Consider the following 26,434-nt stretch of genomic DNA (forward strand, 5'->3'; position numbering starts at 1 on the left):
CGGCCGTATCGCGTTCGGGTTCCGTACCCCGGAGAACCAACGCCGCCGGGTACGGTGGGCCTGCACTCGACGGTCACGTCGGGTCGCATCCAGCCGGCGCCAATGCCACTGCTAACTGCGAAGAGCCGGTATGGCTTGGCTCGAGATCGTTCGCAGCGGAGCTCTGACCACGATCCAGGATCGTGGACGCGCCGGGGACGCCGAGGCCGGGATCTCCGAATCCGGTGCGGCGGACCTCACCTCGCACGACGCAGCGAACCGCCTCGTCGGCAACGACCCGGTTGCCGCAACCCTCGAGGTGACCGTCGGCGGGCTCGAGATCCGCAGTATCGGGCCGACGATCGTCGCGGTCACCGGCGCCCGGGTCGCGGTCGCGGTGAACGGCCGGCCGAAGGGCGACTACGCGATGCTGCGCCTGAACGACGGTGATGTCCTCACACTCGGCGCCCCGTCGGAGGGATTACGCACGTATGTGGGGGTGCGCGGCGGCATCGACGTGCCGGAGGTGCTCGGCAGCCGCGCCACCGACACGCTGTCCGGGGTCGGCCCGGCGCCCGTGCGCGCCGGGGACCGCCTGCTCGTGGGGGGACTCGCCGCGGAGCTGCCGACGGAAGTGCAGATTCCGCCGCCCGCCGAGACGCCCGAACCGGCCGTGCTGCGGGTCCGTCGCGGACCCCAGGAACACTGGTTCACACCCGGAGCGGTCGAAGCACTGACCAGGGAGATCTGGTCGGTCACACCGGAACTCGATCGCCGCGGAATCCGCCTGCACGGACCGGGGCCCCTGCACCGGGCCGGTCGGGACAGGTTCGCCGGCGAGCCGACGGTCGCGGGAGCGATCCAGGTTCCCCGGGACGGGCATCCCATCCTGCTGCTCGCGGACCATCCCGCCGTCGGCGACTATCCGGTGATCGCTGTCGTCGTGCCCGAGGACGTGCACATCGCGGCGCAACTGCGGCCGGGACACCACATCCGGTTCCATCGCGCACGGTGACGGGGCGAACCCGTCACCGTCGCCGTGTCACTTGCGGCGCTGACGCGCGATGTCGGCGAGGACGACGCCCGCCGCGACCGACGCATTGAGCGACTCGACGTCGCCGGCCATCGGGATCGACAGGATCGAATCGCACGTCTCGCGGACGAGGCGCGACAGGCCCTTGCCCTCGGAACCGACGACGACCACGACCGGATCGGTGCCGTCGAAGTCGTCGAGGCTCGTGTCGCCACCCGCGTCGAGACCCACGACCCGCACACCCTGGGACTGCCAGTCCTTGAGGGTCCGCGTCAGGTTCGTGGCCCGCGCGACGGGAAGCCGCGCCGCGGCACCGGCGCTGGTACGCCACGCGACGGCCGTCACCGACGCGCTGCGGCGCTGCGGGATGACCACGCCGTGCCCACCGAATGCGGCGACCGAGCGGATGACGGCACCGAGGTTGCGCGGGTCGGAGATGTTGTCGAGCGCCACCAGCAGCGGCCGCTCGTGGTTGTCGCGGGCAGCCGCGATCAGATCGTCCGGGTGCGCGTACCGGTACGGCGGCACCTGGAGACCGATGCCCTGGTGCATGCCGTTCGCGGTGAGCCGGTCGAGCTCGCTGCGCTGCACCTCGAGGATCGAGATCCCCGTCTCGGCGGCGCGCTGGACGGCTTCCTTGAGCCGCTCGTCGGACTCGGCGCCGATCGCGACGTACAGCGCGGTCGCGGGCACACCGGCCCGTAGGCACTCGACGACCGGGTTACGGCCGAGCACCATTTCCGGACCGTCCTCGGCCTTCCGGCCGGCCGGTCGGCGACCTCCGCCACCGCCGCGCTGGTCGGCGTTCTTCGCGGCGGCACGCGCACGCCGGGCAGCGGGATGGTACGGCCGGTCCTCGGCCTTCGGGGTCGCGCCGCGACCCTCGAGACCACGGCGTCGCTGACCGCCGGAGCCGACGACCTGCCCCTTCTTGCTTCCGCCCTTGCGGACTGCTCCGCGGCGCTGAGAATTGCCAGCCATCACTGCCCTGCTTTCAAGGACCACTCGGGTCCGTTCGGCGTATCGGTCACTTCGATGCCCGCCTTCGCCATCCGGGCGCGCACTTCGTCGGCGACCGCCCAGTTCTTCTCCGCGCGCGCGATCTGACGCCGCTCGAGTTCGGCGGCGACGAGCACATCGAGTGCAGCGAGCGCCGCGGATTCGTCGCGGGACTGCTCCAGCCAGTGCGGATCGAGCGGGTCGAGACCGAGGACGCCGAGCATCGCGCGGACCTGGCCCGCGATGTGCACGGCGGCGTCGAGGTCGCCCGCGTCGAGCGCCTTGTTGCCCTCGCTGCGCCGGCCGTGGATCTCGGCGAGCGCCTTCGGCACACCCAGGTCGTCGTCGAGAGCCGCGGCGAACGCCTCGGTCCAGGTCCCGAGAGGGACGTCGCCCGCGCGGTCGCGGGTCTTGAGCACGAACGATTCGAGGCCCCGGTAGGCGGCGGCCGCCTCCTGCAGTGCCGCATCGGAGTACTCGAGCATCGAACGGTAGTGAGCACTGCCCAGGTAGTACCGCAGTTCCTGCGGACGGACGTGCTCGAGCACGTTCGGGATCGACAGCACGTTGCCGAGCGACTTGGACATCTTCTCGCCGCCCATGGTGACCCAGCCGTTGTGCAGCCAGTACCGCGCGAAACCGTCGCCCGCGGCCTTGGCCTGCGCGATCTCGTTCTCGTGGTGCGGGAACACCAGGTCCATGCCGCCGCAGTGGATGTCGAAGGTCCCGCCCAGGTAGTAGCCGGCCATCGCCGAGCACTCGAGGTGCCAGCCCGGCCGTCCGCGACCCCACGGGGTCGGCCAGGACGGTTCACCGGGCTTCTCGGCCTTCCACATCGTGAAGTCGCGGGGGTCGCGCTTGCCCTGGCCCGCGCTCTCGCCCTGGTGGACGTCTTCGAGCTTGTGCCCGGACAGGGATCCGTACTCCGGGTAGCTGAGCACGTCGAAGTAGACGTTGCCGTCGGCCGCGTAGGCGTGGCCCGCGTCGATGAGCCGCTGCATCAGTTCGACCATCTGGGTGATGTGGCCGGTCGCGCGGGGCTCCACGGACGGCGGCAGCACTCCGAGGGCGTCGTAGGCGCGGTTGAAGGCGCGCTCGTACGTCGACTTCCACTCCCACCACGGGCGGCCGGCCTCGGCGGCCTTCCGGAGGATCTTGTCGTCGATATCTGTGACATTTCTCACAAAAGCGACGTCCAGGCCTTGCGCGGACAGCCACCGACGCAGTACGTCGAACGCGACGCCACTGCGCACATGACCGATATGGGGTTCGCCCTGCACGGTGGCGCCACACAGGTACACCGAGGCATGGCCGGGGACCAGCGGGACGAAATCCCGCACGGCCCGCGTTTCGGTGTCGTAAAGGCGCAAGGTCACGACCAGCGATCCTACCGTTCCGTCTCGAGGGGCAGGACCAGAGCAGTCGCGATCGCCGCCACACCCTCGCCGCGGCCGGTGAGGCCGAGCCCGTCGGTGGTGGTCGCCGAGACCGATACCGGGGCGCCGAGCACGTCGGACAGGACCCTCTGCGCCTCGTCGCGACGCGGCCCGATCTTCGGGCGATTCCCGATGACCTGGACCGCGGCGTTCCCGATCGTGAAACCGTTCGCGTCGAGCAGTCGCCGGACCTCGGCGAGCATCGACGCACCGCTCGCCCCGGCCATCTCCGGCCGATCCGTGCCGAACACGGAACCGAGATCGCCGAGACCCGCGGCGGAGAGCAACGCATCGCACAGCGCGTGAGCTGCGACATCACCGTCCGAATGGCCCGAGCACCCGTCGACACCCTCGAACAGCAGCCCCGCCATCCAGCACGGTTTCCCTGCCTCGACAGGATGGACGTCGGATCCGATACCGACTCGCACGGTGCTAACGCTCCTGTTCTCGTTCGGCCGATTCCCGGGCTCCGGTCTCCGACTCGAGCAGCGCTCGGGCCAGGACCAGGTCCAACGGCGTCGTTATCTTGAAGGCCAGAGGGTCGCCGGCGACGGTGTGCACCCGCTCACCGAGCCGTTCGACGAGGCCCGCGTCGTCGGTGGCGTCACCGGCGTCGTCGTTCGCCCGGCGCAGCAACGCGATGTCGAATCCCTGAGGAGTCTGCACCGCACGCAGGGTGGACCGGTCCGGTGTGCCGGTGACCCACCCGTCGGTGTCGATGCTCTTGACGGTGTCGGCGACCGGCAGGACCGGAATCACCGCGTCCTTGCCCTCGCGCAGTTCCCCCGCGACCCGCACGCACAGGTCCGGCGGGGTCAGGGCCCGCGCCGCGTCGTGCACGAGCACGAATCGGGCGTCGCCCGCGGCGTCGAGGCCGGCCCGCACCGAGTCGGCGCGCTCCGCGCCACCGGCGACCACCGTGATGCGTCCGTCCGGGACGGCCCCGACGAGCTCGTCGACGGGTGTCCCGGCCAGTTCGGCGGGCACGACGATCACGACGCGGTCGACCGCGCCGGAGTCGATCATGGTGTGCACCGCACGGTCGAGCATCGTGCGGCCTCCGAGTTCGACGAACGCCTTGGGAAGCGATTCCCCCAGACGTACGCCGCGGCCGGCCGCCGGAATGATTCCGACGACCGGCCCGCTGCGATCGTTCAACTGCTGTTTTTCGATGTTCGCTGCTGCCACGCCTCAGGACGCGGCGGCGAGCACCTCGTCGAGCAGCGTCTCCGCCTTGACGTCGTCCGTTCCCTCGGCGAGCGCGAGCTCACCGACGAGGATCTGCCGAGCCTTGGCGAGCATCCGCTTCTCACCTGCGGAAAGTCCGCGATCCTGCTCACGACGCCACAGGTCGCGCACAACTTCCGCGACCTTGTTCACGTCGCCGGATGCGAGCTTCTCGAGGTTGGCCTTGTATCGGCGCGACCAGTTGGTCGGCTCTTCGGTGTGTGGTGCGCGCAGAACCTGGAAAACCTTGTCGAGGCCTTCTTGCCCGACGACGTCGCGAACACCGACGTATTCCGCGTTTTCAGCAGGTACCCGTACGGTCAGGTCGCCCTGCGCGACTTTCAGAACCAGATATTCCTTCTGCTCACCCTTGATGGTGCGTGTTTCGATTGCTTCGATCAGCGCCGCACCGTGATGGGGGTATACGACGGTGTCTCCGACCTTGAAAATCATGTGTCCCGTGCCCCTTTCGATTCTTCGAGTTTAACACGCGACCACATTCGCCCCTCATCAACGGCGCAGGTCAGGGGCACCGACGCGTGCGCGTAGGGCTTGACATGCAACCGGTTCCGTGCATCTCGTGACTTCCGACACAGGCCGCCCAATATCATGATTCGCAGGGCGCGCGTACGCGTCGCCGTGCAGTCGGTGTGCCGCCGGAACGGCCCCGGGGAAGACTGCGCCGCCGGCAACTACTACTCTGCCTAGTGGATTGCGAGCCTTACTCGAGTGGAGGACAACCCGTGACTGCTCTGAACGCGCCGACTCGCCGAGTCGCGACTGCTCTCGCCCTGGCCGCCGGGGCAGCGCTCACTCTGTCCGCTTGCGGCGCCGGCCAGATCAGCCAGACCGCCACCCAGGTCGCGGCCATCAACGGCAACAGCGGCAACGTCGGCCAGATAGCACTGCGCAATGTGCACGTGATCTACCCCGATTCCGAGGAGTACTCCCTCGAGCCCGGCGGCAAGGCCGCCCTCGGCTTCAGCATCGTCAACCTCGATCCGTACACCCCGGACAAGCTGACCGGCATCTCCACCGATTTCGCGGCCGCCGCGACCGGTGTCGGCGACCTCGAGATTCCGCCGGGACGCTCCGTCGTCGCAGGTCTTCCGCCTGCCCAGGCCGCCGAGGCCGAGGGACTCGTCGTCGACGAGTCGCCGAAGCCGGCCGGTGACGAGGAGGAGCCCGACACCGCGGTGCCCGTCGCCGTCGAGCTGACCGGCCTGAAGGAGGGCGTCCGCCCCGGCCTGACCATCCCGGTCACCTTCACGTTCGCCGAGGCCGGCGACGTGACCGTCAGCGTTCCCGTCGACGCGGGCCCGAAGCTGGAGCGGCACGAGTCCGACAAGTCTCCGGTGGTCGGCGAGAGCCACTGACCCGATCTCACGAGGGCGGGGCCGGACGAGCATTGCTCGTCCGGCCCCGCCCTCGTTTCGGTGGAGGTCCGGTGTCGGTCCGCGCCTCTATCGTGCAGTCCGTGGCCAAGACGAAATCGATCTACCGTTGCAGCGACTGCGCGCACACCGTCGCGAAATGGGTGGGGCGCTGCCCCGAGTGCGGCACGTGGGGGTCGATGGACGAGACAGCGGCCGTTCCCGCCGCGGTCGCCGCACGCCCGGGAACATCACTGGCGCGCGCCGGTGCCGCCGCGATCCTGCCGACCACACCCGCGACGCCGCTGACGCTCGTCGACGGCAAGGCCACGCACGCCAAACCGACCGGCATCTCCGAACTCGACAGGGTGCTCGGCGGCGGGGTGGTGCCGGGGTCGGTCGTTCTGCTCGCCGGCGAACCGGGCGTCGGCAAATCCACGCTGCTCCTCGAGGTCGTGCATCGCTGGGCACAGCGCAGCCCCGACGACCGCTCGCTCTACGTCACCGGCGAGGAATCCGCCGGTCAGGTGCGGCTGCGCGCCGATCGCACCGGTTCGGTGCACGAACGGGTCTTCCTCGCCGCCGAATCCGATCTCGCGACGATCTTCGGTCACGTCGAACAGGTGAAGCCGACGCTGCTCGTCGTCGACTCCGTGCAGACGATGCTCGCCGCCGACGTCGAAGGCGTCTCCGGCGGTGTCACCCAGGTGCGGGCCGTCACCAGCGCGCTGACCTCGCTCGCCAAGGCCAGCGGCGTCCCGGTGCTGCTCATCGGTCACGTCACCAAGGACGGCGCGGTCGCCGGGCCACGATCGCTCGAGCATCTCGTCGACGTCGTGCTGCACTTCGAAGGAGACAAGCATTCGACGCTGCGCATGGTGCGCGGCGTGAAGAACCGTTTCGGGGCCGCCGACGAGGTCGGCTGCTTCGAACTGTCCGAGGACGGCATCGCCGGAGTCAGCGACCCGTCCGGGCTGTTCCTGCAGCACCGCACCGAGGAGGTCGCCGGAACCGCGATCACCGTGACCATGGACGGCAAGCGTCCGATGCTCGGTGAGTTGCAGGCGCTGGTGGTGCCCACCCACAACCCGTCGCCGCGGCGGGCGGTGAGCGGGCTCGACTCCGCCCGGGTCGCGATGGTCCTCGCTGTGCTGGAACGTCGCTGCAGGATCCCGCTGGGCAAGTGCGACGTCTATGCGTCGACGGTCGGCGGCATGCGGATCACCGATCCGTCCGCGGACCTCGCCCTGGCACTCGCGGTCGCGTCGGCGGTGCGCGAGAAACCGCTGCCGGCGGGCACGGTGCTGCTCGGCGAGGTCGGGCTCGCCGGTGAGGTCCGGCGCGTGTCCGGCGTGGGCCGGCGACTCGCAGAGGCCGGCCGGCTCGGCTTCACCCGCGCGCTGGTCCCGCCCGGCACCGAGGGCGTGCCCAAGTCGGTGAAGGCGACCGAGGTGGGCAACGTCGGACAGGCGCTGGCGGCGCTGCGGAGCTAGTCGGTGCCGGATGCGAACATATGTTCGTGTCCGATGCGACGATCCTGCACGCCGACCTCGACGCGTTCTACGCGTCGGTGGAGCAGCGCGACGATCCGTGGCTGCGGGGCCGGCCGGTAGTCGTGGGCGGCGGGGTCGTGCTCGCCGCGAGCTACGAGGCGAAGGCGTACGGGATCAAGACGGCGATGTCCGGACGGGCCGCCCGCGCGCTGTGCCCAGGCCTGATCTCGGTACCGCCGCGCATGGACGCCTACACCCGCGCGAGCCGCGACGTGTTCGCCGTCTTCGACCGGACGAGCCCGATCGTGGAGGGCATCTCCATCGACGAGGCGTTCCTCGACGTGGGCGGGCTGCGCCGGATCGCGGGCACGCCCCTGGAGATCGCGACAAGGCTGCGCCGCGATGTCGCCGAGCAGGTCGGGCTGCCGATCACCGTCGGGGTCGCGCGCACGAAGTTCCTCGCGAAGGTCGCCAGTGGCGTCGCGAAACCGGACGGACTGCTGCTCGTGCCACCGGACGGCGAACTGCAGTTCCTGCATCCGCTGCCCGTCGAACGCCTCTGGGGCGTCGGCAAGGTCACCGCCGCCACGCTGCACGCCCACGGCATCCGCCGCGTCGCCGACGTCGCGAGCCACAGTGAGAGCGACCTGGTGGCGCTGCTCGGGAAGGCCACCGGCCGCCACCTGCACGCACTGGCCAACGGCGTCGATCCCCGGACCGTCCGCACCCGGCGACGACGCCGCTCGATGGGAGCCCAGCACGCGCTCGGACGCGGCTACCACGATCCGGACTCCGTGGCTGCGACCCTCATGCTGCTCGTCGACAAGGTGACCCGGCGGATGCGGGCGGCCGATCGGCTCGGCCGCACGGTCGTGCTGCGACTGCGCTTCGCCGACTACACGCGCATCACCCGGTCGCACACGCTGCCGGTCGCGACCGCGCGCACCGACACCGTCCGCGACACCGCCCTGGACCTGCTGCATGCCGCGTGGCCGCTCGTCGCCGATCGCGGGCTGACGCTCGTGGGTGTCGCGGTCACCAATCTCGACGACGAGGACACCGAACAGCTGGAACTGCCGTTCGACGACGTCGTCGAACAAGGGGGCAACGCCGCGGGCGAGGTCGTCACACACCGGCCGATCGACCGGCATGCCCTGGACGCCGTGCTCGACGACGTGCACAACCGCTTCGGATCCGGGTCCCTGACGTCCGCGACGCTCCTCGGCCACGATCACCGCCCCGGCGTGCCGCTCCTGCCGGACTGAGCCGGGCCGGCCCGACGAGGTAGCGCTACACCGACGAGGTGCCGTACGGCGAGACCGGGACGCCGTCGACGTAGTCCTTGCCCTTGTCGAAGTGCTCGGCACCGACCGTGAGGAACAGCCCCCGGGACGTCGCGACCACGATGTCGGGATCGGCCATCGGGCCCTCCACGATGCGGACTTCCGCGCTCGTGTACACCTTGCGGCGCACCGTGCCGTCCAGCCGGGCGCGGAACTCGAGCACCGAACCGAGCGGGATCGGCCGCGCGAAATCCACCTGGAGATGACCGGTGACGACCGGCCGCTGCAACACCATGCACGCCATGCCCTGAACTTCGTCGAACGCGCTGGTCAGGATGCCACCGTGGATGAAACCCGGTCCGCCCTGGTAGTAGGTGGCGACGTCGAGGCGGCCGAGGACCTCGAGCCCCTCCCCGACCGTGCAGTGCATCTTCAGTCCGCCCGGCTGGTCGTCACCGCAGCCGAAGCACTTGCTCCAGTGCTGGGGCAGTGCCTCACCCGGCCGCGGATGGTTCTCCGGAATCTCCGGAAGTACGAGGTCAGCGGGCAACGTCCAGGTGCTACTCATGACGCAGTAATGTAGTTCCGCGATCGGCTGCCTCCGCCGGGTAGACCGTGCAATTGTGATTGCCGCCGCATGGGCCGTCCGAGGGAGGAGCAAGGTATGTCCGACGTGTCGTCCGCGACGCTGCGCGACACGATCGCCCGCCTCGCCCCCGGCACGGCACTGCGCGACGGGCTCGAACGGATCCTGCGCGGACGCACCGGCGGCCTGATCGTCCTCGGTTTCGACGAGCGGGTCGCGGCCCTGTGCGACGGCGGTTTCGAACTCGACGTCGAGTTCGCCCCGACCCGGCTGCGCGAACTGTCGAAGATGGACGGTGCCGTCGTCGTCTCCACCGACGGAACGCGCATCGTGCGCGCCAACGTGCAGCTGGTTCCCGACCATCGCATCCCGACCGTCGAGTCCGGGACCCGGCACCGCGCGGCCGAGCGCACCGCGATCGAAACCGGTTATCCGGTGGTGTCGGTGAGCCAGTCGATGAGCATCGTGAGTGTGTACGTGGCCGGCCACCGGCACGTCATCAACGATTCCGCGACGATCCTGTCGCGCGCCAACCAGGCCGTCGCGACCCTCGAGCGATACAAGGCGCGGCTGGACGAGGTCACCCGCCAGCTGTCCGTGGTCGAGATCGAGGACTTCGTGACGCTGCGCGACGCGCTTACCGTGGCCCAGCGCCTCGAGATGATGCACCGCGTGTCGGTGGAAATCGAACAGGACGTGCTCGAACTCGGCACGGACGGCCGGCAGCTGGCACTGCAGCTCGAGGAACTGGTCGGCGACAACCAGCTGGCGCGCCAGCTCATCGTCCGCGACTACCTCGCCGGAACCGAGGCACCGTCGTCCGCCGATGTCGAACGCACCCTCGAGGTCCTCGAACACCTGACCGACGTCGACCTGCTGGACCTGACGGTCCTGGCCCGCGCCTTCGGATATCCGGGGACGATCGAGGCTCTCGACACCGCGATGAGCCCGCGCGGATACCGGGTCCTGCACCGGGTGCCGCGGCTGCAGACCGCGCAGATCCATCGGCTGGTCGGATCGTTCGGGACCCTGCAGGGGCTGCTCGCGGCGACCGCCGCGGACATCCAGTCCGTCGACGGCATCGGCGCCCTCTGGGCCCGGTACATCCGCGAAGGACTGTCACGTCTCGCGGAGGCGTCCATCAACGGACCGTACGACTGAACACGCTGTCCTCGGGCGACCGAGTCGCTGTGCTCAGGCGACGTTGAACGGCTCCGGGGTGCTGCGCAGCCCACCGAGCTGGCCGACGACGCTGTATGCGCCCGGACCGACCGGTTCGCGCGGCTGCTGGCAGCCGGGCGCCGACGTGGTGCCGGACCACTTCACCGAGAACGCCGCCTGGTCACCCGGAGCCAGCGTGCGCACGTCCGCGGTCGACTCGGGGAAGCAGTCGGTGTTCGACCAGAATCGGGTCGCCCCGTCGAGGCTGTAGACCAGCACCTGCTGCAGGCCGGCTCCGAGGTCGCGTTCGCACTGCTCGGTTCCGATGTTGGTGATGACGATGGTGAACGCGGGTTCGTCGCCGACGCGATAGTTCGGCTGATCCGCGGTCACGCGAACCGCCAGCGACTGGTCGGGGCACTGCCCCGCGGCGACCGGCGTCGCGGTCGTGCTCGAGGTGGTCGTGGCGGACGCCGACGTTCCCGCCGACGTTCCCGTCGACGACCCACCGCCGGATCCGGCTGCGGCCGGCTCGGCGGTGGCGTCGGCGGACGTCGTCGTGGTCGCCGTCGTCGACGTGACCTCGGCGGCGGTGTTCTCCGGCTCGGGGTCGTCACCGCCGCCGGTCAGTGCCATTACCAGCCACACGACCAGAGCCAGCACGACCAAGCCGACACCCACGGCGAGTGCGCGGCGGCGCCAGTAGATCTCAGGGGGCAGCGGCCCGTTCGGTTGAAGCACGACTCACACGGTAGGTGCAGGTTCGGGCCGTGGCCACACCGAGGTCGGCGTGTCGCGTCAGTCGACCGTCACACCGATGTCGCCGACGTGCTTGTGGAGCTTGACGCGACCGTCGGAGAGTGTGTAGGTGACGCCGACGATGGCGCAACGACCGGCCTCGACGCGATCAGCGATGATCCGGGACCGCTGCATCAGGAGCTTGGCGGTCTCGACGACGTGGCGTGCCTCGAGCTCGTCGGGATGGGTCAGCCCCTCGCTCCGGCCCATGAGGACCGACGGGGTGACCCGCTCGACGACGTCGCGGATGAATCCCGGAGGGACGTCGCCCTTGTCCAACGCGGACACAGTGGCCTTCACGGCACCGCAGCTGTCGTGTCCGAGGATCACGACGAGCGGCACGTTCAGGATCTCGACGGCGTACTCGATGGAACCGAGAACCGCGCTGTCGATCACGTGGCCGGCGGTCCGGACGACGAACATGTCGCCGAGACCCTGGTCGAAGATGATCTCGGCGGCCACGCGGGAGTCGCCGCAACCGAACAGCACTGCCGTCGGATTCTGGCCACCGACGAGCTCTGTGCGGCGGTCGATGCTCTGGCTGGGGTGCAGCGGGACACCGGACACGAACCGCTCGTTACCCTCGGTCAGGGCCTTCCAAGCGGAGATGGGATTCGAATTGGGCATGCGGCCATTATTCACCTGGCCCGATGTCGCTGATCGTTCGGTGTGATCAACGGCGCGAAACAATCTTCCGACACACCGATAGGAGATCTTGTGAGATCGACCCTCGACGCGTCCGCACTGCTGCGCTGGTACACCGCCGAAGCGCGGGATCTTCCGTGGCGACGCGAAGGGGTCACCGGCTGGCAGATCCTCATGTCGGAGGTGATGCTCCAGCAGACACCCGTCGCCCGGGTCGCGCCGATCTGGGAGCAGTGGGTGCAGCGTTGGCCGGTGCCGTCGCTGATGGCGGCGTCGAGCCAGGCCGACGTGCTGCGGGCGTGGGGCAAGCTCGGCTACCCGCGGCGCGCGCTGCGTCTGCACGAGTGTGCCGGGGTCCTCGCCGCCGAACACGGCGACGTGGTCCCGGCGGACGTCGAGACGCTGTTGAGCCTGCCCGGCGTCGGCGCGTACACCGCGCGGGCGGTCGCGTGTTTCGCATACGGGCAGCGGGTGCCGGTCGTCGACACCAATGTGCGGCGGGTCGTCGCGCGGGCCGTGCACGGCCGCGCCGAACCGGGCAATCCGTCGACCACCCGCGACCTCGCCGACGTCGAAATCCTGTTGCCGCGCAACCGATCCCGGGCCGCCACGTTCTCTGCGGCACTGATGGAACTCGGTGCGACCGTCTGCACCGCCCGCTCCCCCGAATGCGGACGCTGTCCGCTGCCGAGTTGCGCCTGGCGCGAGGCCGGCAGTCCCGCCCACGACGGCCCGCCGAAGAAGGTGCAGAAGTTCGCCGGGACCGACCGCCAGGTGCGCGGCAAGTTGATGGCGGTACTGCGGGAGAGCGAGGGCCCGGTGGAGCGGGCGGCGCTCGACGTCGTGTGGCTCGTCGACCCGGGCCAGCGCGACCGCGCGTTGCATTCGCTGCTCGTCGACGGACTCGTCGAGCAGACGGACGACGGGCGCTTCGCGCTCGCGGGTGAAGGCGCAGACGGTCAGCCGAGTGCGGCGAGGAATCCTTCGACGGCCGCGCGGTAGTCCTCCGGCTTGTCGTCGTGGACGAGATGGCCCGCTCCGGCGATGCGCACGTAGGACGTGCCGGGGCGTTCGTCGGCCATCCGCAGCATCTGACCTTCGGGCGTGATGGTGTATTCGCCCTCGATGAGCAGCGTCGGCGCCTCGACCGCGCGCCACTCGTCCCAGAAGTGCCGGGTGCCCCATTCCTCGGAGATGTCGCGGAAGGTCGCGACGTCGCCGTGCAGGTACCAACCGTCGTCGCGTCGTTCGAACGAGTCGAGGAAGTACTGCCCGGCGACCGGCCCGAAGTAGTCGTGGACGGCGGCCTCGGTCGGAAACGGCTGCGGCCAGGCGCCGATCACGGCCGCCCAGTCCGCTGCGGTGCGGCCACGGAAGTCGGGGGCCATGTCCTCGAGAACGAGAGCCGCCACCCGGTCCGGATGTGCGGCGGCCAGGCACCAGGCGTGCAGTGCACCCATCGAATGCCCGATGACGACGAGCGGTTCGTCGAATCCGGCGTCGTCGAGGTGCCGGGCGAGATCGGCCACGAACGCTTCGGTGGTCAGCTCGTCCGGGGCGGGTCGTCCGTGTGCGGCCGCGTCGAAGGTGTGGACGTGCCCGTGGTCGCGCAGCCACGGCACGTGGCGCCGCCATGTGCGGGCGCTGCCCATCAGCCCGTGCAGCAGCAGGATCGGTCGTCCGGAACCACCTTCGTCGTGCAACACACCCGACAAGGTAGCGGAGTAGGCTCGCCGCCATGGCAGTCGTGAAGATCAACGCAATCGAGGTCCCGGAGGGCGCAGGCCCCGAACTGGAGAAGCGATTCGCGAATCGCGCGGGCACCGTGGACAAGTCGCCCGGATTCCTGGGTTTCCAGCTGCTGCGTCCGACCGCGGGCGAGACCCGCTACTTCGTGGTGACGCAGTGGGAATCCGAGGAGGCGTTCGCCGCGTGGCGTGACGGCGATGCCCGTGCCGCCCACGCCGGTGAAGCCAAGAAGCCGGTCGCTACCGGTGCGTCGCTGCTCGAGTTCGAGGTCGTCCTCGACGTCAAGAAGTCCTGACCCACATCCGCTGAGCAGTACGACAGCCGCGCGCGTCCTCACGCGCGCGGCTGCCTTTTTCGTGGGCCACCCTCACGCATGGAACCCGGCGGGCGGTCGATCGAGGAACACCGTCACCGCCCGGACCCGGCCGTCGTCCGCCATGGTGAGCACATCCGTGCCCTCGGCGAACGAATCCCCCGTGGCCGTGACCAGTTCCCAGCTCAGTCTGGCCCGGTCGTGGTGAAGGTCCGGTGCGGTTCGCCGGCGGAACTCGTAGCTGCCCATGTGGTCGGTGAACTGCCGGCGGAAGTCGACGAGCGCGGCCGGGCCCGTCAGCACTCCGACCGGCGCGCAGTATTCGACGTCTTCGACGAGCGTTTCGGCGGTGAGTGCGTCGTCGGCTCCCGGATTCCAGAATCGGACGTACCGTTCGATCGTGTCGGAGAGCTCGAATCGTTCGCTCTTCGAGGTGGTTTCGGTCATGACATTCACTGCCTCTCGGTGACGAGCCGCTTCGGTGCGGCATCATCGATCCTGGACCGCTTCCGTGCCGGCCGTCGATGACCTCCGGGGTCATTGCAGCGCTGCGCGGACCCGGGCAGGGTGAGGTCATGCCCGCACAGTCAGCAATCCGCACGGAGTCGGTCGGGCCACTACTGCGGTCCTGGCGCGAACGACGAGGCCGCTCCCAGCTCGACGTCTCGATCGCCGCCGACCTGTCGACCCGGCATCTCAGCTACGTCGAAACCGGTCGATCGACACCCGGGAGGGGTGTCCTCGACAAGCTCGCCGACGAACTCGAGATTCCGCTTCGCGAGCGGAACCGGCTCTACCTCGCCGCCGGCTACGCCCCGGCGTACCCGGAGCGTCCGTTCGCCGATCTCGGCGCAGCGCGGGAGGCCGTCGAGGCGGTTCTCACCGGACACGAACCCAACCCGGCGCTGGCGGTCGACGTCCGCTGGGAACTCCTCGCCGCGAATCGGCCCGCGCAGTCGATGTTCACGGACATCGCACCGCATCTGCTCGAACCGCCGGTCAACGTTCTGCGCGCGACCCTGCACCCCGACGGCCTGGCCCCGAGAATCCGCAACTTCACCCGGTGGCGCGACCACGTCGTGCGCCGGGTGAGCCGCCAGCTGTCCCGTACCGCGATACCGGAGCTACGCGAGCTGCGCGACGAACTGGCCGCCTACCCCGTGCCTGCGCACGACGCGGCGGACGGTCCGGCAGCGAACGACCTCGCCATGCCCCTCGTCGTGGCATCCGCGCACGGGGACCTGTCCCTTCTGTACACGACGACGGTGTTCGGATCCCCGTTCGACGTGACCCTCGACGAGATCGCGATCGAGACGTTCTTCCCGGCCGATGCCGTGACCGCGACACTCCTCCGGGCGATGGCGGACCTCACGGTGCCGTCCTGAACGTCCACCGTGAGGCGCCCGGCTCACACTGCGTACCCGACTCACACTGCGCAGCCGTCTCCCGCTGCGCCGGTCACGTCGGCGGCGGCCGTTTCCGCGGCATCGACATCGTCGACGGCACGCTGTAACAGCGCGAGGAACACGTCCTTCGGTTGAGCTCCCGAGACGGCCACGGCGCGATTCGCGACGAAGAACGGCACCCCGGTCACGCCCAGCGTCCGGGCTTCGAGCAGGTCGGCTCGGACCGCATCGGCAGCTGCGTCGCCGTCGAGGCCGGCACGGACGGTCTCCGGGTCCAGCCCGGCCGACGCGGCGATCCGCACGAGCGTGTCGCGGTCGTCGACCACCTCGCCCTCGACGAAGTGCGCGCGGAACAGCGCCTCGAGCAGCGCGTCACGCCGCTCGCCCGCGAGGTGCAGCAGCCGATGCGCGTCGAAGGTGTTCGCCGCGATCACGGTGGCGAAGTCGATGTCGAGGCCGTCCTGTGCCGCGACGTGCGCGACGTGCGCGAACATCTGCCGCACCTGATCGGCCGGCATCCCCTTCATCTCGACCAGCGCATCGATCTCGGGGCGCCGCAGACCCGTCGGGGTGTCCGGGGCCAGCTGGTACGAACGCCAGGTCACCGACACGCGGTCGCGGTGCTCGAACTCGCTCAGGGCAGCAGCGAACCGCCGCTTGCCGATGTAGCACCAGGGGCAGGCGATATCGGACCAGATCTCGATCCGGGCAGTGTTGTCTCCAAAGGTCACGTGCCGGTGCAACAGCCACCGGCGCCGCGATGTTCCCTCGGCCGGCTCACTCCAGCGCCGCGTCGAGGGTGATCTCGACTCCAGTGAGCGCCTTGCTCACCGGGCATCCGGCCTTCGCGTCCTCGGCGGCCTTGCCGAATCCGGCGGCGTCGAGGCCCTCGACTTCACCACGCACGGTCAGATTGATTCCGGTGAGCCGGAATCCGCCCGCGGGATCGGGACCGAGCGAGACGTCGGCGGTCACCTCGAGACTCTGCGGTGTTCCCCCGGCCTCGGCGATCAGTGCGGACAACTGCATCGCGTAGCACGACGAGTGCGCGGCGGCGATGAGTTCCTCGGGACTGGTGGTGCCGCCGGCGTCGTCGGCGGCGCGCTTCGGGAACGACACGTCGAACGTGCCGCGCCCGGAACTGCTGAGCTCGACCTGCCCGGAGCCATCCTGGAGGCCGCCGTTCCATGCGGTGCGTGCGGTGCGTGTGGGCATGAGGATCTTCCCCTTCGTGTGGTGGATTCGCGAGCCTCTGCTGTCGCATGTTCACCAACCACACTCGCAGACTCGCCCGCCTCACGAGGGGCGTTCACCGCAGACGGTTCACCGAGTCCGGCCCGCTCGCAGTTCCCGGTCGCGCTCACCGACGGTGTGCACCGCACCGTCCCGCTCGTACGGCCGGACGTCGAGCCGCTGCTTCACCTCGCCGATCGCCCGCATGCGCTCGCGGTGCCCCCGGCGCGCCGCGCGCGCGGCGCCTCCCGGCACGGCGACGCTCAGACGGTCGCGGACGAGATTGCGCGCGAACCACAGCGGATACAGGGCCGCCATCGGACTCAGCCGCGGAATTCCCACGGCGTCGGAGTAGCCGGAACCGAGTGACAGGCGGGCCAGGTCGGCGTGGAAGTGGTATTGCGCCCAGCTCTTGATGCGGTTCGCAGGTCCGGGACCGTCGACACCGTAGATCCGGGGCACGGCCTTCAGCGCCGCCTCGGTCAGCGCCCGCGACGAGTCGTCGGGATCCACCTCCGACCAGACCGCGAGCCAGATGAGACGAAGAAGCTCGTCCAGCGAGGTGACCTGGAGTTCGGCCGTCACCCCCATGGTGTGCGCGACGTACCGGTACAGGTGCACGATCGCGTCCCGTTCCCGTCGCGAGTACCAGTGCCCGGCGGCCATGACGGCCAGGGCGACGCCGGCGATCGGAATCATCGTCACGCAGTAGTGCAGTTGATTGACGGGCCTGCCGTGGGTGTCGGTGTTCCAATCGTCGACGCGGTCGATCCCGGCGCGGATGTAGGCGTGGACGACGCGCACCCGGGCGGTGTTCTTCGTCCCCTCCCCGAATCGCTCCATCCCGCCGGGTGCCGTGCAGTCCATCGACCACGAGACCGTCTCCACGATCCGTGCCGCGGCGCGCTTCGCGAGGTCGCCGCCGCGCAGCAGCACGTCGTTGACGCGCGGCGAGACGTAGCTGGCGGGGAAGGCGATGGCGGTGGTGAACGCCAGGAGGGTGCTCACCGGCATCCGTGCGATCGCCTGCGCGGCGAGATCCAGCTTGTCGTAGTCGACCCAGAACGGCACGTCGTCGAGGGCATCGATGAACGCCTGCACCTCGGGAGCGGGATCGTCCACGGTCTCGATGCCGTGCTCGAGTGCCTGCTCGAACTGCGCACGGATCCGGGTGCGGTCGCGGCGCATCGCCGCGACGAGGTCGTCCGCCACCGGATCGCAGGTGTTCGCGAACCTGGCGAACGCCCGGGCCTGCGCACGGGTGGGCCGCACCGAGTCGCCGACGAGGAGCGACATCGCCAGCCGGGGAGCGCCCTCGCTCAGGATCGGTTTCGGTGCGAGCCGATCGGCTCGGTCGTGCAGGCGGCTCGTCGACAGGCGGATGCTCGTCGGGCGGGTGGGCAGCGGAGCCTCGATCGTCACGGTTTCTCCTCGTCCGGATTCGGCCACCGACTATCGCAGGAATACCGAATTTCGTAAACACTTGATTCCGGAATCTGAAGATTCCGGAAACGTCGCGTGTGACAGACTCGCGGATGTGTCCGAGCCCGAAACCCACCGCGCGTACCGCGGCGTCGCACCGGCCGACCGGCGCGCCGAACGCCGCAAACGCCTCGAGAACGCGGTGATCGAGGTGGTCGCAGCCGAAGGATGGTCGGCCGCCACGGTCCGGAAGGTCGCGGCCACCGCCGGAATCGGTCCGCGATTCTTCTACGAGAGCTTCACCGACATGAACGATCTCGTGACCACCACCTACGACGAGCTCGGCGCCGAACTGCTCGCGGGCGCCGTCGCCGCGATCGCCTCGGCTCCCGACGACCTGCACGAGAAGGCCCGGGCCGCGGTCGGAGCGATCGTCGGGGCGGTCGAACGCAACCCCCAGCAGGGACGATTCCTCATCTCCGACGCTCCCCCGCTCGCCGAACGCAAGAGCGCCTTCATCCGGGCCGCGGCGGACGAACTCGCGAAGCAGAGCGATGCGGTGGGCACGCGACTCGATTCCCGCCAGGCGGAGTTGTGCGCGGTTGTCGTCATGGCCGGCGCCGTCGAACTCGTCCGCGGATGGCTCGACGGCACGCTCGACATCCGGCCCGGCGAACTCACCGAGATCGTGGCGAGCACGCTGTCGACGCTGACCGCCCACATGCCCGGCATCGGCAGGTAGTCCGCCGAACCGATCACGAACCGGAAACCGCGGGCGCAGGATGGGCTGCGTGACCACGCCACAACAGGACCCCCGCCCGCTCGTCCGTGCCGCCGCCGATCGGGCGCGCCGGATCGTCGAGAACGTCGGTCCCGACCACATGACGGCCCCGACGCCGTGCCCCGAGTTCGACGTCCGCACCCTCCTCGGGCACCTCGCGTCGACGCTCGAACGCAGCGTTGCCGTCGGCTCGGGAGGCGACCCGCGCACGATCCCGGAATCCCTCACCGCCGCGGACGACGAATGGCCCGCCCTCCTGGACAGGTCCATCGAGCACTACTGGCAGGTGTGGAACGACGATGCTCTGCTCTACAAGCCGGTCACCGCTCCGTGGGGCACCTTCCCCGGCCGGATCGCGGTGCTCGTCGAACTCGACGAGCTGATCGTCCACGGCTGGGATCTCGCCGTGGCCACCGGCCAGGAGGCCGAAGCCGACCCGCCCCTGGCCGAAGCGGCCCTCGAGGTGATGCGACTCGCCCTGCCGGCGTCTCCCCGCGACGGCCTGCCGTTCGGCCCTCCGGTCGAGCCCGCCCCGGGCGCCGGGGCCACCGAACGCCTCGCGAACTGGCTCGGACGCGACACCGCGCCCTGGGTGCGGCGCGAACGCACCTGAGACTCCGAGCAAACGAGAGGGGCGGTACCCGTACGGGTACCGCCCCTCCCTGTGTCCGGAACCGGTTATCCGGCGTCCGCCTCACCCTCGGTGGACTTGGCCAGTGCCACCGCCGGGGTGTCCGGCACCTCGGCCGGCTTCTCGCTCGGCGTGAACGTGAACTTCGCGTTCTCGCCGGCGCCCTCGCCGTCCCAGCCGTCGACATCGACCAGGACGATCTGGCCGGGGCCGATCTCGCCGAACAGGATCTTCTCGGAAAGCTGATCCTCGATCTCGCGCTGGATGGTGCGACGCAGCGGCCGCGCACCCAGAACCGGATCGAAGCCCCGCTTGGCGAGCAGTGCCTTCGCCTTCTCCGTGAGCTCGATGCCCATGTCCTTGTTCTTCAGCTGCGCCTCGACCCGGCCGACCATCAGGTCGACCATCTCGATGATCTGCTCCTGAGTCAGCTGGTGGAAGACGATGATGTCGTCGATGCGGTTGAGGAACTCGGGGCGGAAGTGCTTCTTGAGCTCGTCGTGGACCTTGTTCTTCATCCGCTCGTAGTTCGACGCCTCGCCGGAACCGGCCGAGAAGCCCAGGCCGACGGCCTTCGAGATGTCGGACGTGCCCAGGTTCGAGGTGAAGATCAGCACCGTGTTCTTGAAGTCGACGGTGCGACCCTGACCGTCGGTGAGACGGCCGTCCTCGAGGACCTGCAGGAGCGTGTTGTAGATCTCCTGGTGGGCCTTCTCGATCTCGTCGAACAGGACGACGGAGAACGGCTTCCGGCGCACCTTCTCGGTGAGCTGGCCACCTTCCTCGTAGCCCACGTATCCGGGAGGCGCACCGAACAGACGGGACGCCGTGAAGCGGTCGTGGAACTCACCCATGTCGATCTGGATGAGCGCGTCGTCCTCACCGAACAGGAAGTTCGCGAGCGCCTTGGACAGCTCGGTCTTACCGACACCGGACGGGCCGGCGAAGATGAACGAGCCGGACGGACGCTTCGGGTCCTTCAGGCCGGCACGGGTACGACGGATCGCCCGGGCCACGGCCCGGACCGCGTCCTCCTGGCCGATGATCCGCTTGTGCAGCTCGTCCTCCATGCGGAGCAGACGCGTGGTCTCCTCCTCGGTGAGCTTGAACACCGGGATACCGGTCCAGTTCGCGAGGACTTCCGCGATCTGCTCTTCGTCCACCTCGGCGATGACGTCGAGGTCACCCGCACGCCACTGCTTCTCGCGCTCGGCGCGCTGGGCGACGAGCTGCTTCTCCTTGTCTCGCAGGCTTGCGGCCTTCTCGAAGTCCTGCGCGTCGATCGCGGATTCCTTCTCCCGACGGGCGTCGGCGATCCGGTCGTCGAACTCGCGGAGGTCCGGCGGCGCGGTCATCCGGCGGATACGCATCCGTGCGCCGGCCTCGTCGATCAGGTCGATCGCCTTGTCCGGCAGGAAGCGGTCGTTGATGTACCGGTCCGCGAGGGTCGCGGCGGCAACGAGCGCCTTGTCGGTGATCGAGACGCGGTGATGCGCCTCGTACCGGTCGCGCAGACCCTTGAGGATCTCGATGGTGTGCTCGACCGTGGGCTCACCGACCTGCACCGGCTGGAAACGACGCTCCAGGGCGGCGTCCTTCTCGATGTACTTGCGGTACTCGTCGAGGGTGGTCGCACCGATGGTCTGCAGCTCACCGCGGGCCAGCTTCGGCTTGAGGATCGACGCGGCGTCGATCGCGCCCTCGGCGGCACCCGCACCGACCAGCGTGTGCAGCTCGTCGATGAACAGGATGATGTCGCCGCGGCTGTTGATCTCCTTGAGGACCTTCTTCAGGCGTTCCTCGAAGTCACCGCGGTAGCGGGAACCGGCGACCAGCGAACCGAGGTCGAGGGTGTAGAGCTGCTTGTCCTTGAGGGTCTCGGGGACCTCGCCGTTGACGATGGCCTGCGCCAGGCCTTCGACGACGGCGGTCTTGCCGACACCCGGCTCGCCGATGAGCACCGGGTTGTTCTTGGTGCGGCGGGACAGGACCTGCATGACCCGCTCGATTTCCTTCGCGCGGCCGATGACCGGATCGAGCTTGCCCTCGAGCGCAGCCTGCGTGAGGTTGCGGCCGAACTGATCCAGCACGAGCGACGTCGACGGGGTGCCGGCCTCGCCGCGGCTCGTGCCCGTCTCCTGGGGTTCCTTGCCCTGGTAGCCGGACAGCAGCTGGATGACCTGCTGACGCACGCGGTTGAGGTCGGCCCCGAGCTTGACCAGCACCTGGGCCGCGACACCCTCACCTTCGCGGATCAGGCCGAGCAGGATGTGCTCGGTTCCGATGTAGTTGTGCCCGAGCTGCAGCGCCTCACGCAGGCTCAGCTCCAGGACCTTCTTGGCACGGGGCGTGAACGGGATGTGCCCGGACGGAGCCTGCTGTCCCTGGCCGATGATCTCCTCGACCTGGCTGCGCACACCTTCCAGCGAGATCCCCAACGACTCGAGCGACTTCGCGGCCACGCCCTCACCCTCGTGGATGAGGCCGAGGAGGATGTGCTCCGTGCCGATGTAGTTGTGGTTGAGCATCCTGGCCTCTTCCTGAGCCAGGACGACGACGCGCCGCGCGCGATCGGTGAACCTTTCGAACATCGCACTCCCTCACACTCTCCGGCCTGCGGATCCGGTACGAGGATTGTTCCGGACCCGACTGCCGCGTTTCGCTCCGGCACTCGAGTCGTCGTCGAACCGGCGAAGGTTCCACGACCCCACTTGACACTCTAGTTGCCGTGGTTTCGGCCCGCTCCCCCTCTACCCGGTTGAGCGGAACTTCGAAACCCGGTCACGAGTGCTAACGCTGCACGTCGCCGATACGTTTCCGCAAGCTCTACGCCTGAAGCGAACAACCCCGCGGGGCCCACGAGCGCCTCCGCTCGCCCAGCACACACCCGGATTCGGACGGCAGAAGCGGCGAGGCGCCACCCGGGTAATTCCGGGTGACGCCTCGTTCGTCCGTCTTCGGTCCTACAGCTGCCTATGCGTGGGCTTCGTTGTAGGCCTCGACAATTTCCGCGGAGATTCGTCCGCGTGCCGAAACTGCGTAGTCGTTCTCGCGGGCCCATTCCCGAATGACGGCGCTCTTCTCCCGATTCGGGGTGGCCGTCCGGGAGGACTTCCGCCCGGCCGGTGCTGCCGGAACCGCCTTCGGACGCTTCCGGCCGCCGACCTTCCGGGCGTGCTCGACCCAGAATTCCAATTGCTCGCGCAGTTTCGCGGCATTTTCGTCGGACAGATCGATCTCGTAGGTGACCCCGTCGATCCCGAATTCCACGGTCTCGTCTGCCGCCGAATCCTGATCCACATCGTCGATCAGCGTGACGGTGACCTTCTTCGCCATGTGCCGCAAATCCTCTCGAATGAAACGCCCAGCCCCCCGGGTACGGGCACAAGAGTACATGCGAATTTCACAAGGGCAATACCGATTCCGGTCGGGGTGCGGAATTAGCGAGCGGACGGACGAACAATTGGAAACAGGATGGTTTCCCTGATTCCCAGTCCGGTGAGTGCCATGAGCAACCGATCGATTCCCATACCCGTACCGGTGGTGGGCGGCATACCCTGTTCCATTGCGGCGAGGAAATCTTCGTCCAGAACCATGGCCTCGTCGTCACCCGCCGCTGCCAGACGCGCCTGATCGACGAAACGCTCGCGCTGGATCACCGGGTCCACGAGTTCCGAATATCCGGTTGCCAGTTCGAATCCGCGCACATACAGATCCCACTTCTCGGTCACGCCGGGAATGCTGCGGTGATCGCGCGTGAGCGGTGACGTCTCGACCGGGAAGTCACGAACGAACGTGGGCTGGTACAGCTGATCGCCGCACATGTGCTCCCACAATTCCTCCACGAGCTTGCCGTGGCCGTATCCCTTGTCCTTCGGGACCTCGAGCCCCACCCGCCCCGCAAGTTCCAGCAATTCCTCGACCGTGGTGTCCGGCGTCACATCGGTGCCGATCGCCTCGGACAACGACGGATACATCTCGAGGGTCTTCCATTCGCCACCGAGGTCGTACTCGGTTCCGTCGGCGAGGGTTACCACGTACGAGCCGAAGACCGCGAATGCGACCTCCTGAATGATCTCGCGGATCATGCGCGCCGAATCGTCGTACGTTCCGTATGCCTCGTACGTTTCGAGCATCGAAAATTCCGGTGAATGCGTCGAGTCCGCGCCCTCGTTGCGGAAATTCCGGTTGATCTCGAAGACCTTGTCGATTCCACCGACGACGCAACGCTTGAGGAACAACTCCGGTGCGATGCGCAGGTACAGATCGATGTCGAGCGCGTTCGAATGGGTGACGAACGGCCGCGCGGCGGCACCGCCGTGCAGCGTCTGCAGCATCGGGGTCTCGACCTCGAGGAATCCGCGACGTTCGAGCGCATTGCGCAGTTCCCGGACCACCGCGACCCGCATCCGCGCGTTCGCCCGCGCCTCCGGGCGCACGATCAGGTCGACGTACCGCTGCCGGACTCGCGACTCCTCGCTCATCTCCTTGTGAGCGACAGGCATCGGGCGCAGCGACTTCGCGGCCATCTGCCAGGTGTCGGCCATGACGCTCAGCTCACCGCGGCGGGAGCTGATGACCTCACCGTGCACGAACACGAAGTCGCCCAGGTCCACGTCGGCCTTCCAGGCGGCCAGCGACTCCTCGCCGACGCCGGCCAGGCTCAGCATGACCTGCAACTGCGTGCCGTCACCCTCCTGCAGGGTCGCGAAGCACAACTTGCCGGTGTTGCGGAAGAACATCACCCGGCCGGCGACACCGACCTGCTCGCCGGTGGTGCTGTCGGGTTCGAGATCGGGGTACTTCGCACGGATCTCCGCGAGAGTGTGGGTGCGGGGCACGACGACGGGATACGCGTCCTTGCCCTGCGCCAGGAGTCGTTCGCGCTTCTCGCGGCGGACCCGGATCTGCTCGGGGGTGTCGTCGGACTGCTGAACGCTGGCATCACTCACGGGTAACCAGACTATCGGAACCCGCAGGCACGAATTCGCAGACCTCCTCGGAGGAACCCGAGGTCAGTGCCCGAAGAGAGAAGCGGTCAGTGAGCGGTGACGCGCGCCACGTCCTCCGCGATGTGCTGCGCGCGGGTGACAGCGTCGACCAGACCGGCCGTCTTGATCGCGGCGTACCCACCGACGAGGCCGGTCGCGCGGCGCAATCCGATCTCCTGCAGGGACGCGACCGCGCGGTGTGCGGCGGGGCCGTCCGCGGAAACGACGACCCATTCGACGTCGCGGTCGACGGCGAGCGCCAGGCTCTCGGCTCCGGCGGCCGGGTCGAGACGCCGGGTCAGAAGCGCGGCGTCGATCGCGAGTGCACCCGGAAGCGTGCCCTGAACGGTGCGCTCGGCCGAGGTGCGGATGTCGACGACGACGGCGCCGCGGGCAACAGCGGCGGCGAGCTCCGTGGGGTAGGTCCGCTCGGTGGTCAGCGGCAGAAAGCCGACGGAATCCGAAGCGGGGGAAGCGATGAAAGGTGCAGAAACAGCAAGCGCAGCGCGCATGAGAAAACTCCCAGGAATGTGTTATCGGTCGAGGCAGACGTCAGCCTCGACAACACTCCTGGGCGTTCATGCAGCGGATCACGGCGACCATTCTTACACAGATTCGCGAGTGGGGGAACCCGTAGAACCGTGACGTGCGGAACGCCGGGCCTGGTTCCGCTCGAACACCAGGCGCAATCCCTCGAGCGTCAGATCCGGCTCGTGATGCTCGATCGTCGTCGCCTCCGGCATGATCAGCGGCGCGCAGTCACCCGTGCCGATCACCGCGACGTCGTCACGGTCGAATCCGGGAACCTCGGCGCGCACGCGGCGCACGAGACCGTCGACCATGCCCGCGAATCCGAAAACCGCGCCGGACTGCATGCATTCGACGGTGTTCTTCCCGACCACCCCGCGCGGTCGCGCGAGTTCGACCTTCCGCAGCGCCGCACCCTGCGACGCGAGCGCGTCCATCGAGATCTCGACACCGGGCGCGATTGCACCGCCGAGGAACTCACCCTTGCCGGAAACCACGTCGACGCACGTGGACGTACCGAAATCGACGACGATGCACGGACCACCGTAGAAGTGATGCGCGGCAAGGCTGTTGACGATCCGGTCGGCGCCGACCTCCTTGGGGTTGTCGACGAGCAGCGGCACACCGGTGCGCACACCGGGTTCGACGACCACGTGCGGCACCTCCGCCCAGTACCGGCCGAGCATGCCGCGCAGTTCGCGGAGTACCGACGGCACGGTCGACAGCGCGGACACCGCGGTGATCCGGTCGACGTCCTCACCCAGCAACCCGCGGAACAGCAACGCGAGCTCGTCCCCCGTCATCCGGGGGTCGGTGCGAACTCGCCAGTCCTGCAGCAGTTTTGCATGCGAACCGCTGCCGGTGAACAGACCCAGAACAATATTGGTGTTCCGGACGTCGACGGCGAGCAGCACCGTTACACCAACGAACCGGAGTCGAGGGTGGCGAGCATGCGCGGGGTGATCAGGCCCGAGCCCTCCGGGGCGTGTGCCGGATCGCTGCCCAGCTCCACCTGGCGGTTGTCGGCGTCGACGAACACCACGCGCGGAGCGTAGTCCTTGCACTCCTGCTCGTTCATCACTCCGTAGGCGATGAGGATGACCAGGTCGCCGGGGCTCACCAGACGTGCTGCGGCACCGTTGATCCCGATGATCCCGGACCCGCGCTCGCCCGCGATGACGTACGTCTCGAGACGATTGCCGTTGTCGATGTCGACGATGCAGACCTGCTCGCCCTCGAGCAGATCGGCGGCATCCATCAGGTCCTGGTCGACGGTCACCGAACCCACGTAGTGCAGGTCCGCGTGAGTAACCGTGGCGCGGTGGATCTTCGACTTCATCATGGTGCGAAACATGTATTGCCTCAGC

29 protein-coding genes are annotated in these 26,434 nt (G+C 68.7%); 10 read left to right on the plus strand and 19 right to left on the minus strand.

The window, feature by feature from the left end:
• The first annotated feature begins 130 nt into the window (after positions 1-130).
• On the plus strand, positions 131-994 hold the full coding sequence (locus M1M07_RS24160) for a biotin-dependent carboxyltransferase family protein (protein ID WP_248675794.1): 864 nt from the start codon (positions 131-133) through the stop codon (positions 992-994).
• 27 nt (positions 995-1,021) lie between these two features.
• On the opposite strand, the gene rlmB is transcribed toward M1M07_RS24160, so the two are convergent.
• Genes rlmB through carD form a run of 5 tightly spaced genes read right to left on the minus strand, consistent with a single transcriptional unit; the run spans position 1,022 to position 5,127 of the window.
• Complete coding sequence (rlmB, locus tag M1M07_RS24165) at positions 1,022-1,993, minus strand: 23S rRNA (guanosine(2251)-2'-O)-methyltransferase RlmB (protein ID WP_197250929.1); 972 nt, start codon at positions 1,991-1,993, stop codon at positions 1,022-1,024.
• A complete protein-coding gene (gene cysS, locus M1M07_RS24170; RefSeq protein WP_248675795.1) occupies positions 1,993-3,387 on the minus strand; it encodes a cysteine--tRNA ligase in 1,395 nt (464 codons plus the stop codon). Before cysS ends, rlmB begins: the two co-directional genes overlap by 1 nt.
• An 11-nt stretch (positions 3,388-3,398) precedes the next feature.
• Positions 3,399-3,875: a 2-C-methyl-D-erythritol 2,4-cyclodiphosphate synthase gene (gene ispF / locus M1M07_RS24175; protein WP_248675796.1), complete on the minus strand. Its 477-nt coding sequence runs from the start codon at positions 3,873-3,875 to the stop codon at positions 3,399-3,401.
• 4 nt (positions 3,876-3,879) lie between these two features.
• Complete coding sequence (gene ispD, locus M1M07_RS24180) at positions 3,880-4,605, minus strand: 2-C-methyl-D-erythritol 4-phosphate cytidylyltransferase (protein WP_197250937.1); 726 nt, start codon at positions 4,603-4,605, stop codon at positions 3,880-3,882.
• A gap of 33 nt (positions 4,606-4,638) precedes the next feature.
• On the minus strand, positions 4,639-5,127 hold the full coding sequence (carD, locus tag M1M07_RS24185) for an RNA polymerase-binding transcription factor CarD (RefSeq protein ID WP_068155544.1): 489 nt from the start codon (positions 5,125-5,127) through the stop codon (positions 4,639-4,641).
• Between the two features lie 290 nt (positions 5,128-5,417).
• On the opposite strand from carD, the gene M1M07_RS24190 reads away from it, so the two are divergent.
• From M1M07_RS24190 to dinB, 3 genes are all read left to right on the plus strand, one after another.
• Positions 5,418-6,050: a hypothetical protein gene (locus M1M07_RS24190; protein WP_197250926.1), complete on the plus strand. Its 633-nt coding sequence runs from the start codon at positions 5,418-5,420 to the stop codon at positions 6,048-6,050.
• 101 nt (positions 6,051-6,151) lie between these two features.
• Entirely contained in the window at positions 6,152-7,540 is a 1,389-nt protein-coding gene (radA, locus tag M1M07_RS24195) for a DNA repair protein RadA (protein WP_248675797.1), read from the plus strand.
• Positions 7,541-7,560: 20 nt separating this feature from the next.
• On the plus strand, positions 7,561-8,805 hold the full coding sequence (gene dinB / locus M1M07_RS24200) for a DNA polymerase IV (RefSeq protein WP_248675798.1): 1,245 nt from the start codon (positions 7,561-7,563) through the stop codon (positions 8,803-8,805).
• Between the two features lie 25 nt (positions 8,806-8,830).
• On the opposite strand, the gene M1M07_RS24205 is transcribed toward dinB, so the two are convergent.
• Complete coding sequence (locus M1M07_RS24205) at positions 8,831-9,391, minus strand: PaaI family thioesterase (protein ID WP_248675799.1); 561 nt, start codon at positions 9,389-9,391, stop codon at positions 8,831-8,833.
• Positions 9,392-9,487: 96 nt separating this feature from the next.
• Here M1M07_RS24205 and disA point away from each other — a divergent pair, with 96 nt between their 5' ends.
• Complete coding sequence (gene disA, locus M1M07_RS24210) at positions 9,488-10,570, plus strand: DNA integrity scanning diadenylate cyclase DisA (RefSeq protein WP_197252300.1); 1,083 nt, start codon at positions 9,488-9,490, stop codon at positions 10,568-10,570.
• 33 nt (positions 10,571-10,603) lie between these two features.
• Here the strand turns inward: disA and M1M07_RS24215 are convergent, their stop codons facing one another.
• Both M1M07_RS24215 and M1M07_RS24220 read right to left on the minus strand, forming a co-directional pair.
• Positions 10,604-11,311: a hypothetical protein gene (locus M1M07_RS24215; RefSeq protein WP_197252301.1), complete on the minus strand. Its 708-nt coding sequence runs from the start codon at positions 11,309-11,311 to the stop codon at positions 10,604-10,606.
• Positions 11,312-11,368: 57 nt separating this feature from the next.
• On the minus strand, positions 11,369-11,995 hold the full coding sequence (locus tag M1M07_RS24220) for a carbonic anhydrase (RefSeq protein ID WP_197252302.1): 627 nt from the start codon (positions 11,993-11,995) through the stop codon (positions 11,369-11,371).
• Positions 11,996-12,085: 90 nt separating this feature from the next.
• Here M1M07_RS24220 and M1M07_RS24225 point away from each other — a divergent pair, with 90 nt between their 5' ends.
• The gene (locus tag M1M07_RS24225) at positions 12,086-13,015 is read left to right on the plus strand and encodes an A/G-specific adenine glycosylase (protein WP_248675800.1); all 930 of its coding nucleotides are present in this window, start codon (positions 12,086-12,088) and stop codon (positions 13,013-13,015) included.
• Here the strand turns inward: M1M07_RS24225 and M1M07_RS24230 are convergent.
• The gene (locus tag M1M07_RS24230; RefSeq protein WP_248675801.1) at positions 12,973-13,719 is read right to left on the minus strand and encodes an alpha/beta fold hydrolase; all 747 of its coding nucleotides are present in this window, start codon (positions 13,717-13,719) and stop codon (positions 12,973-12,975) included. The two genes, M1M07_RS24225 and M1M07_RS24230, sit on opposite strands and share 43 nt — an antisense overlap.
• A 32-nt stretch (positions 13,720-13,751) precedes the next feature.
• Between M1M07_RS24230 and M1M07_RS24235 the strand changes: the two genes are divergently transcribed.
• Positions 13,752-14,057 (plus strand): antibiotic biosynthesis monooxygenase, encoded by a 306-nt coding sequence (locus tag M1M07_RS24235; protein WP_197252304.1) that lies wholly within the window; start codon positions 13,752-13,754, stop codon positions 14,055-14,057.
• Between the two features lie 72 nt (positions 14,058-14,129).
• Here M1M07_RS24235 and M1M07_RS24240 read toward each other — a convergent pair whose 3' ends face one another.
• Positions 14,130-14,522 (minus strand): nuclear transport factor 2 family protein, encoded by a 393-nt coding sequence (locus M1M07_RS24240; protein ID WP_248675802.1) that lies wholly within the window; start codon positions 14,520-14,522, stop codon positions 14,130-14,132.
• Positions 14,523-14,650: 128 nt separating this feature from the next.
• Between M1M07_RS24240 and M1M07_RS24245 the strand changes: the two genes are divergently transcribed.
• Positions 14,651-15,460, plus strand: coding sequence for a helix-turn-helix domain-containing protein (locus M1M07_RS24245; RefSeq protein WP_248675803.1), 810 nt, complete (start codon positions 14,651-14,653; stop codon positions 15,458-15,460).
• Positions 15,461-15,501: 41 nt separating this feature from the next.
• On the opposite strand, the gene M1M07_RS24250 is transcribed toward M1M07_RS24245, so the two are convergent.
• The 3 genes from M1M07_RS24250 to M1M07_RS24260 form a co-directional block, all read right to left on the minus strand.
• On the minus strand, positions 15,502-16,212 hold the full coding sequence (locus tag M1M07_RS24250; protein WP_248675804.1) for a DsbA family oxidoreductase: 711 nt from the start codon (positions 16,210-16,212) through the stop codon (positions 15,502-15,504).
• A gap of 46 nt (positions 16,213-16,258) precedes the next feature.
• A complete protein-coding gene (locus M1M07_RS24255) occupies positions 16,259-16,696 on the minus strand; it encodes an OsmC family protein (RefSeq protein WP_197252308.1) in 438 nt (145 codons plus the stop codon).
• Positions 16,697-16,804: 108 nt separating this feature from the next.
• On the minus strand, positions 16,805-18,136 hold the full coding sequence (locus M1M07_RS24260) for an oxygenase MpaB family protein (protein WP_248675805.1): 1,332 nt from the start codon (positions 18,134-18,136) through the stop codon (positions 16,805-16,807).
• Between the two features lie 115 nt (positions 18,137-18,251).
• On the opposite strand from M1M07_RS24260, the gene M1M07_RS24265 reads away from it, so the two are divergent.
• Positions 18,252-18,878: a TetR family transcriptional regulator gene (locus tag M1M07_RS24265; RefSeq protein WP_197252309.1), complete on the plus strand. Its 627-nt coding sequence runs from the start codon at positions 18,252-18,254 to the stop codon at positions 18,876-18,878.
• A gap of 40 nt (positions 18,879-18,918) precedes the next feature.
• Positions 18,919-19,530: a TIGR03086 family metal-binding protein gene (locus tag M1M07_RS24270; RefSeq protein WP_248675806.1), complete on the plus strand. Its 612-nt coding sequence runs from the start codon at positions 18,919-18,921 to the stop codon at positions 19,528-19,530.
• 65 nt (positions 19,531-19,595) lie between these two features.
• Here the strand turns inward: M1M07_RS24270 and M1M07_RS24275 are convergent, their stop codons facing one another.
• From M1M07_RS24275 to panD, 6 genes are all read right to left on the minus strand, one after another.
• Positions 19,596-22,139, minus strand: coding sequence for an ATP-dependent Clp protease ATP-binding subunit (locus M1M07_RS24275; RefSeq protein ID WP_197252311.1), 2,544 nt, complete (start codon positions 22,137-22,139; stop codon positions 19,596-19,598).
• A 382-nt stretch (positions 22,140-22,521) separates the two neighbouring features.
• Entirely contained in the window at positions 22,522-22,884 is a 363-nt protein-coding gene (locus M1M07_RS24280) for an Lsr2 family protein (protein WP_248675807.1), read from the minus strand.
• A 104-nt stretch (positions 22,885-22,988) separates the two neighbouring features.
• Positions 22,989-24,500 carry a lysine--tRNA ligase gene (gene lysS / locus M1M07_RS24285; protein WP_248675808.1) on the minus strand — a complete coding sequence of 504 codons (1,512 nt, stop codon included), beginning with the start codon at positions 24,498-24,500 and terminating at the stop codon, positions 22,989-22,991.
• 86 nt (positions 24,501-24,586) lie between these two features.
• Positions 24,587-25,051: a rhodanese-like domain-containing protein gene (locus M1M07_RS24290; RefSeq protein ID WP_248675809.1), complete on the minus strand. Its 465-nt coding sequence runs from the start codon at positions 25,049-25,051 to the stop codon at positions 24,587-24,589.
• 93 nt (positions 25,052-25,144) lie between these two features.
• Positions 25,145-25,981 carry a type III pantothenate kinase gene (locus M1M07_RS24295; RefSeq protein WP_248675810.1) on the minus strand — a complete coding sequence of 279 codons (837 nt, stop codon included), beginning with the start codon at positions 25,979-25,981 and terminating at the stop codon, positions 25,145-25,147.
• Positions 25,982-25,983: 2 nt separating this feature from the next.
• Positions 25,984-26,421 (minus strand): aspartate 1-decarboxylase, encoded by a 438-nt coding sequence (panD, locus tag M1M07_RS24300; RefSeq protein WP_197254523.1) that lies wholly within the window; start codon positions 26,419-26,421, stop codon positions 25,984-25,986.
• Between the last annotated feature and the right edge of the window lie 13 nt (positions 26,422-26,434).

Origin of the sequence: Rhodococcus sp. HM1 (assembly GCF_023218075.1) — a bacterium.
Lineage (GTDB): Bacteria > Actinomycetota > Actinomycetes > Mycobacteriales > Mycobacteriaceae > Rhodococcus.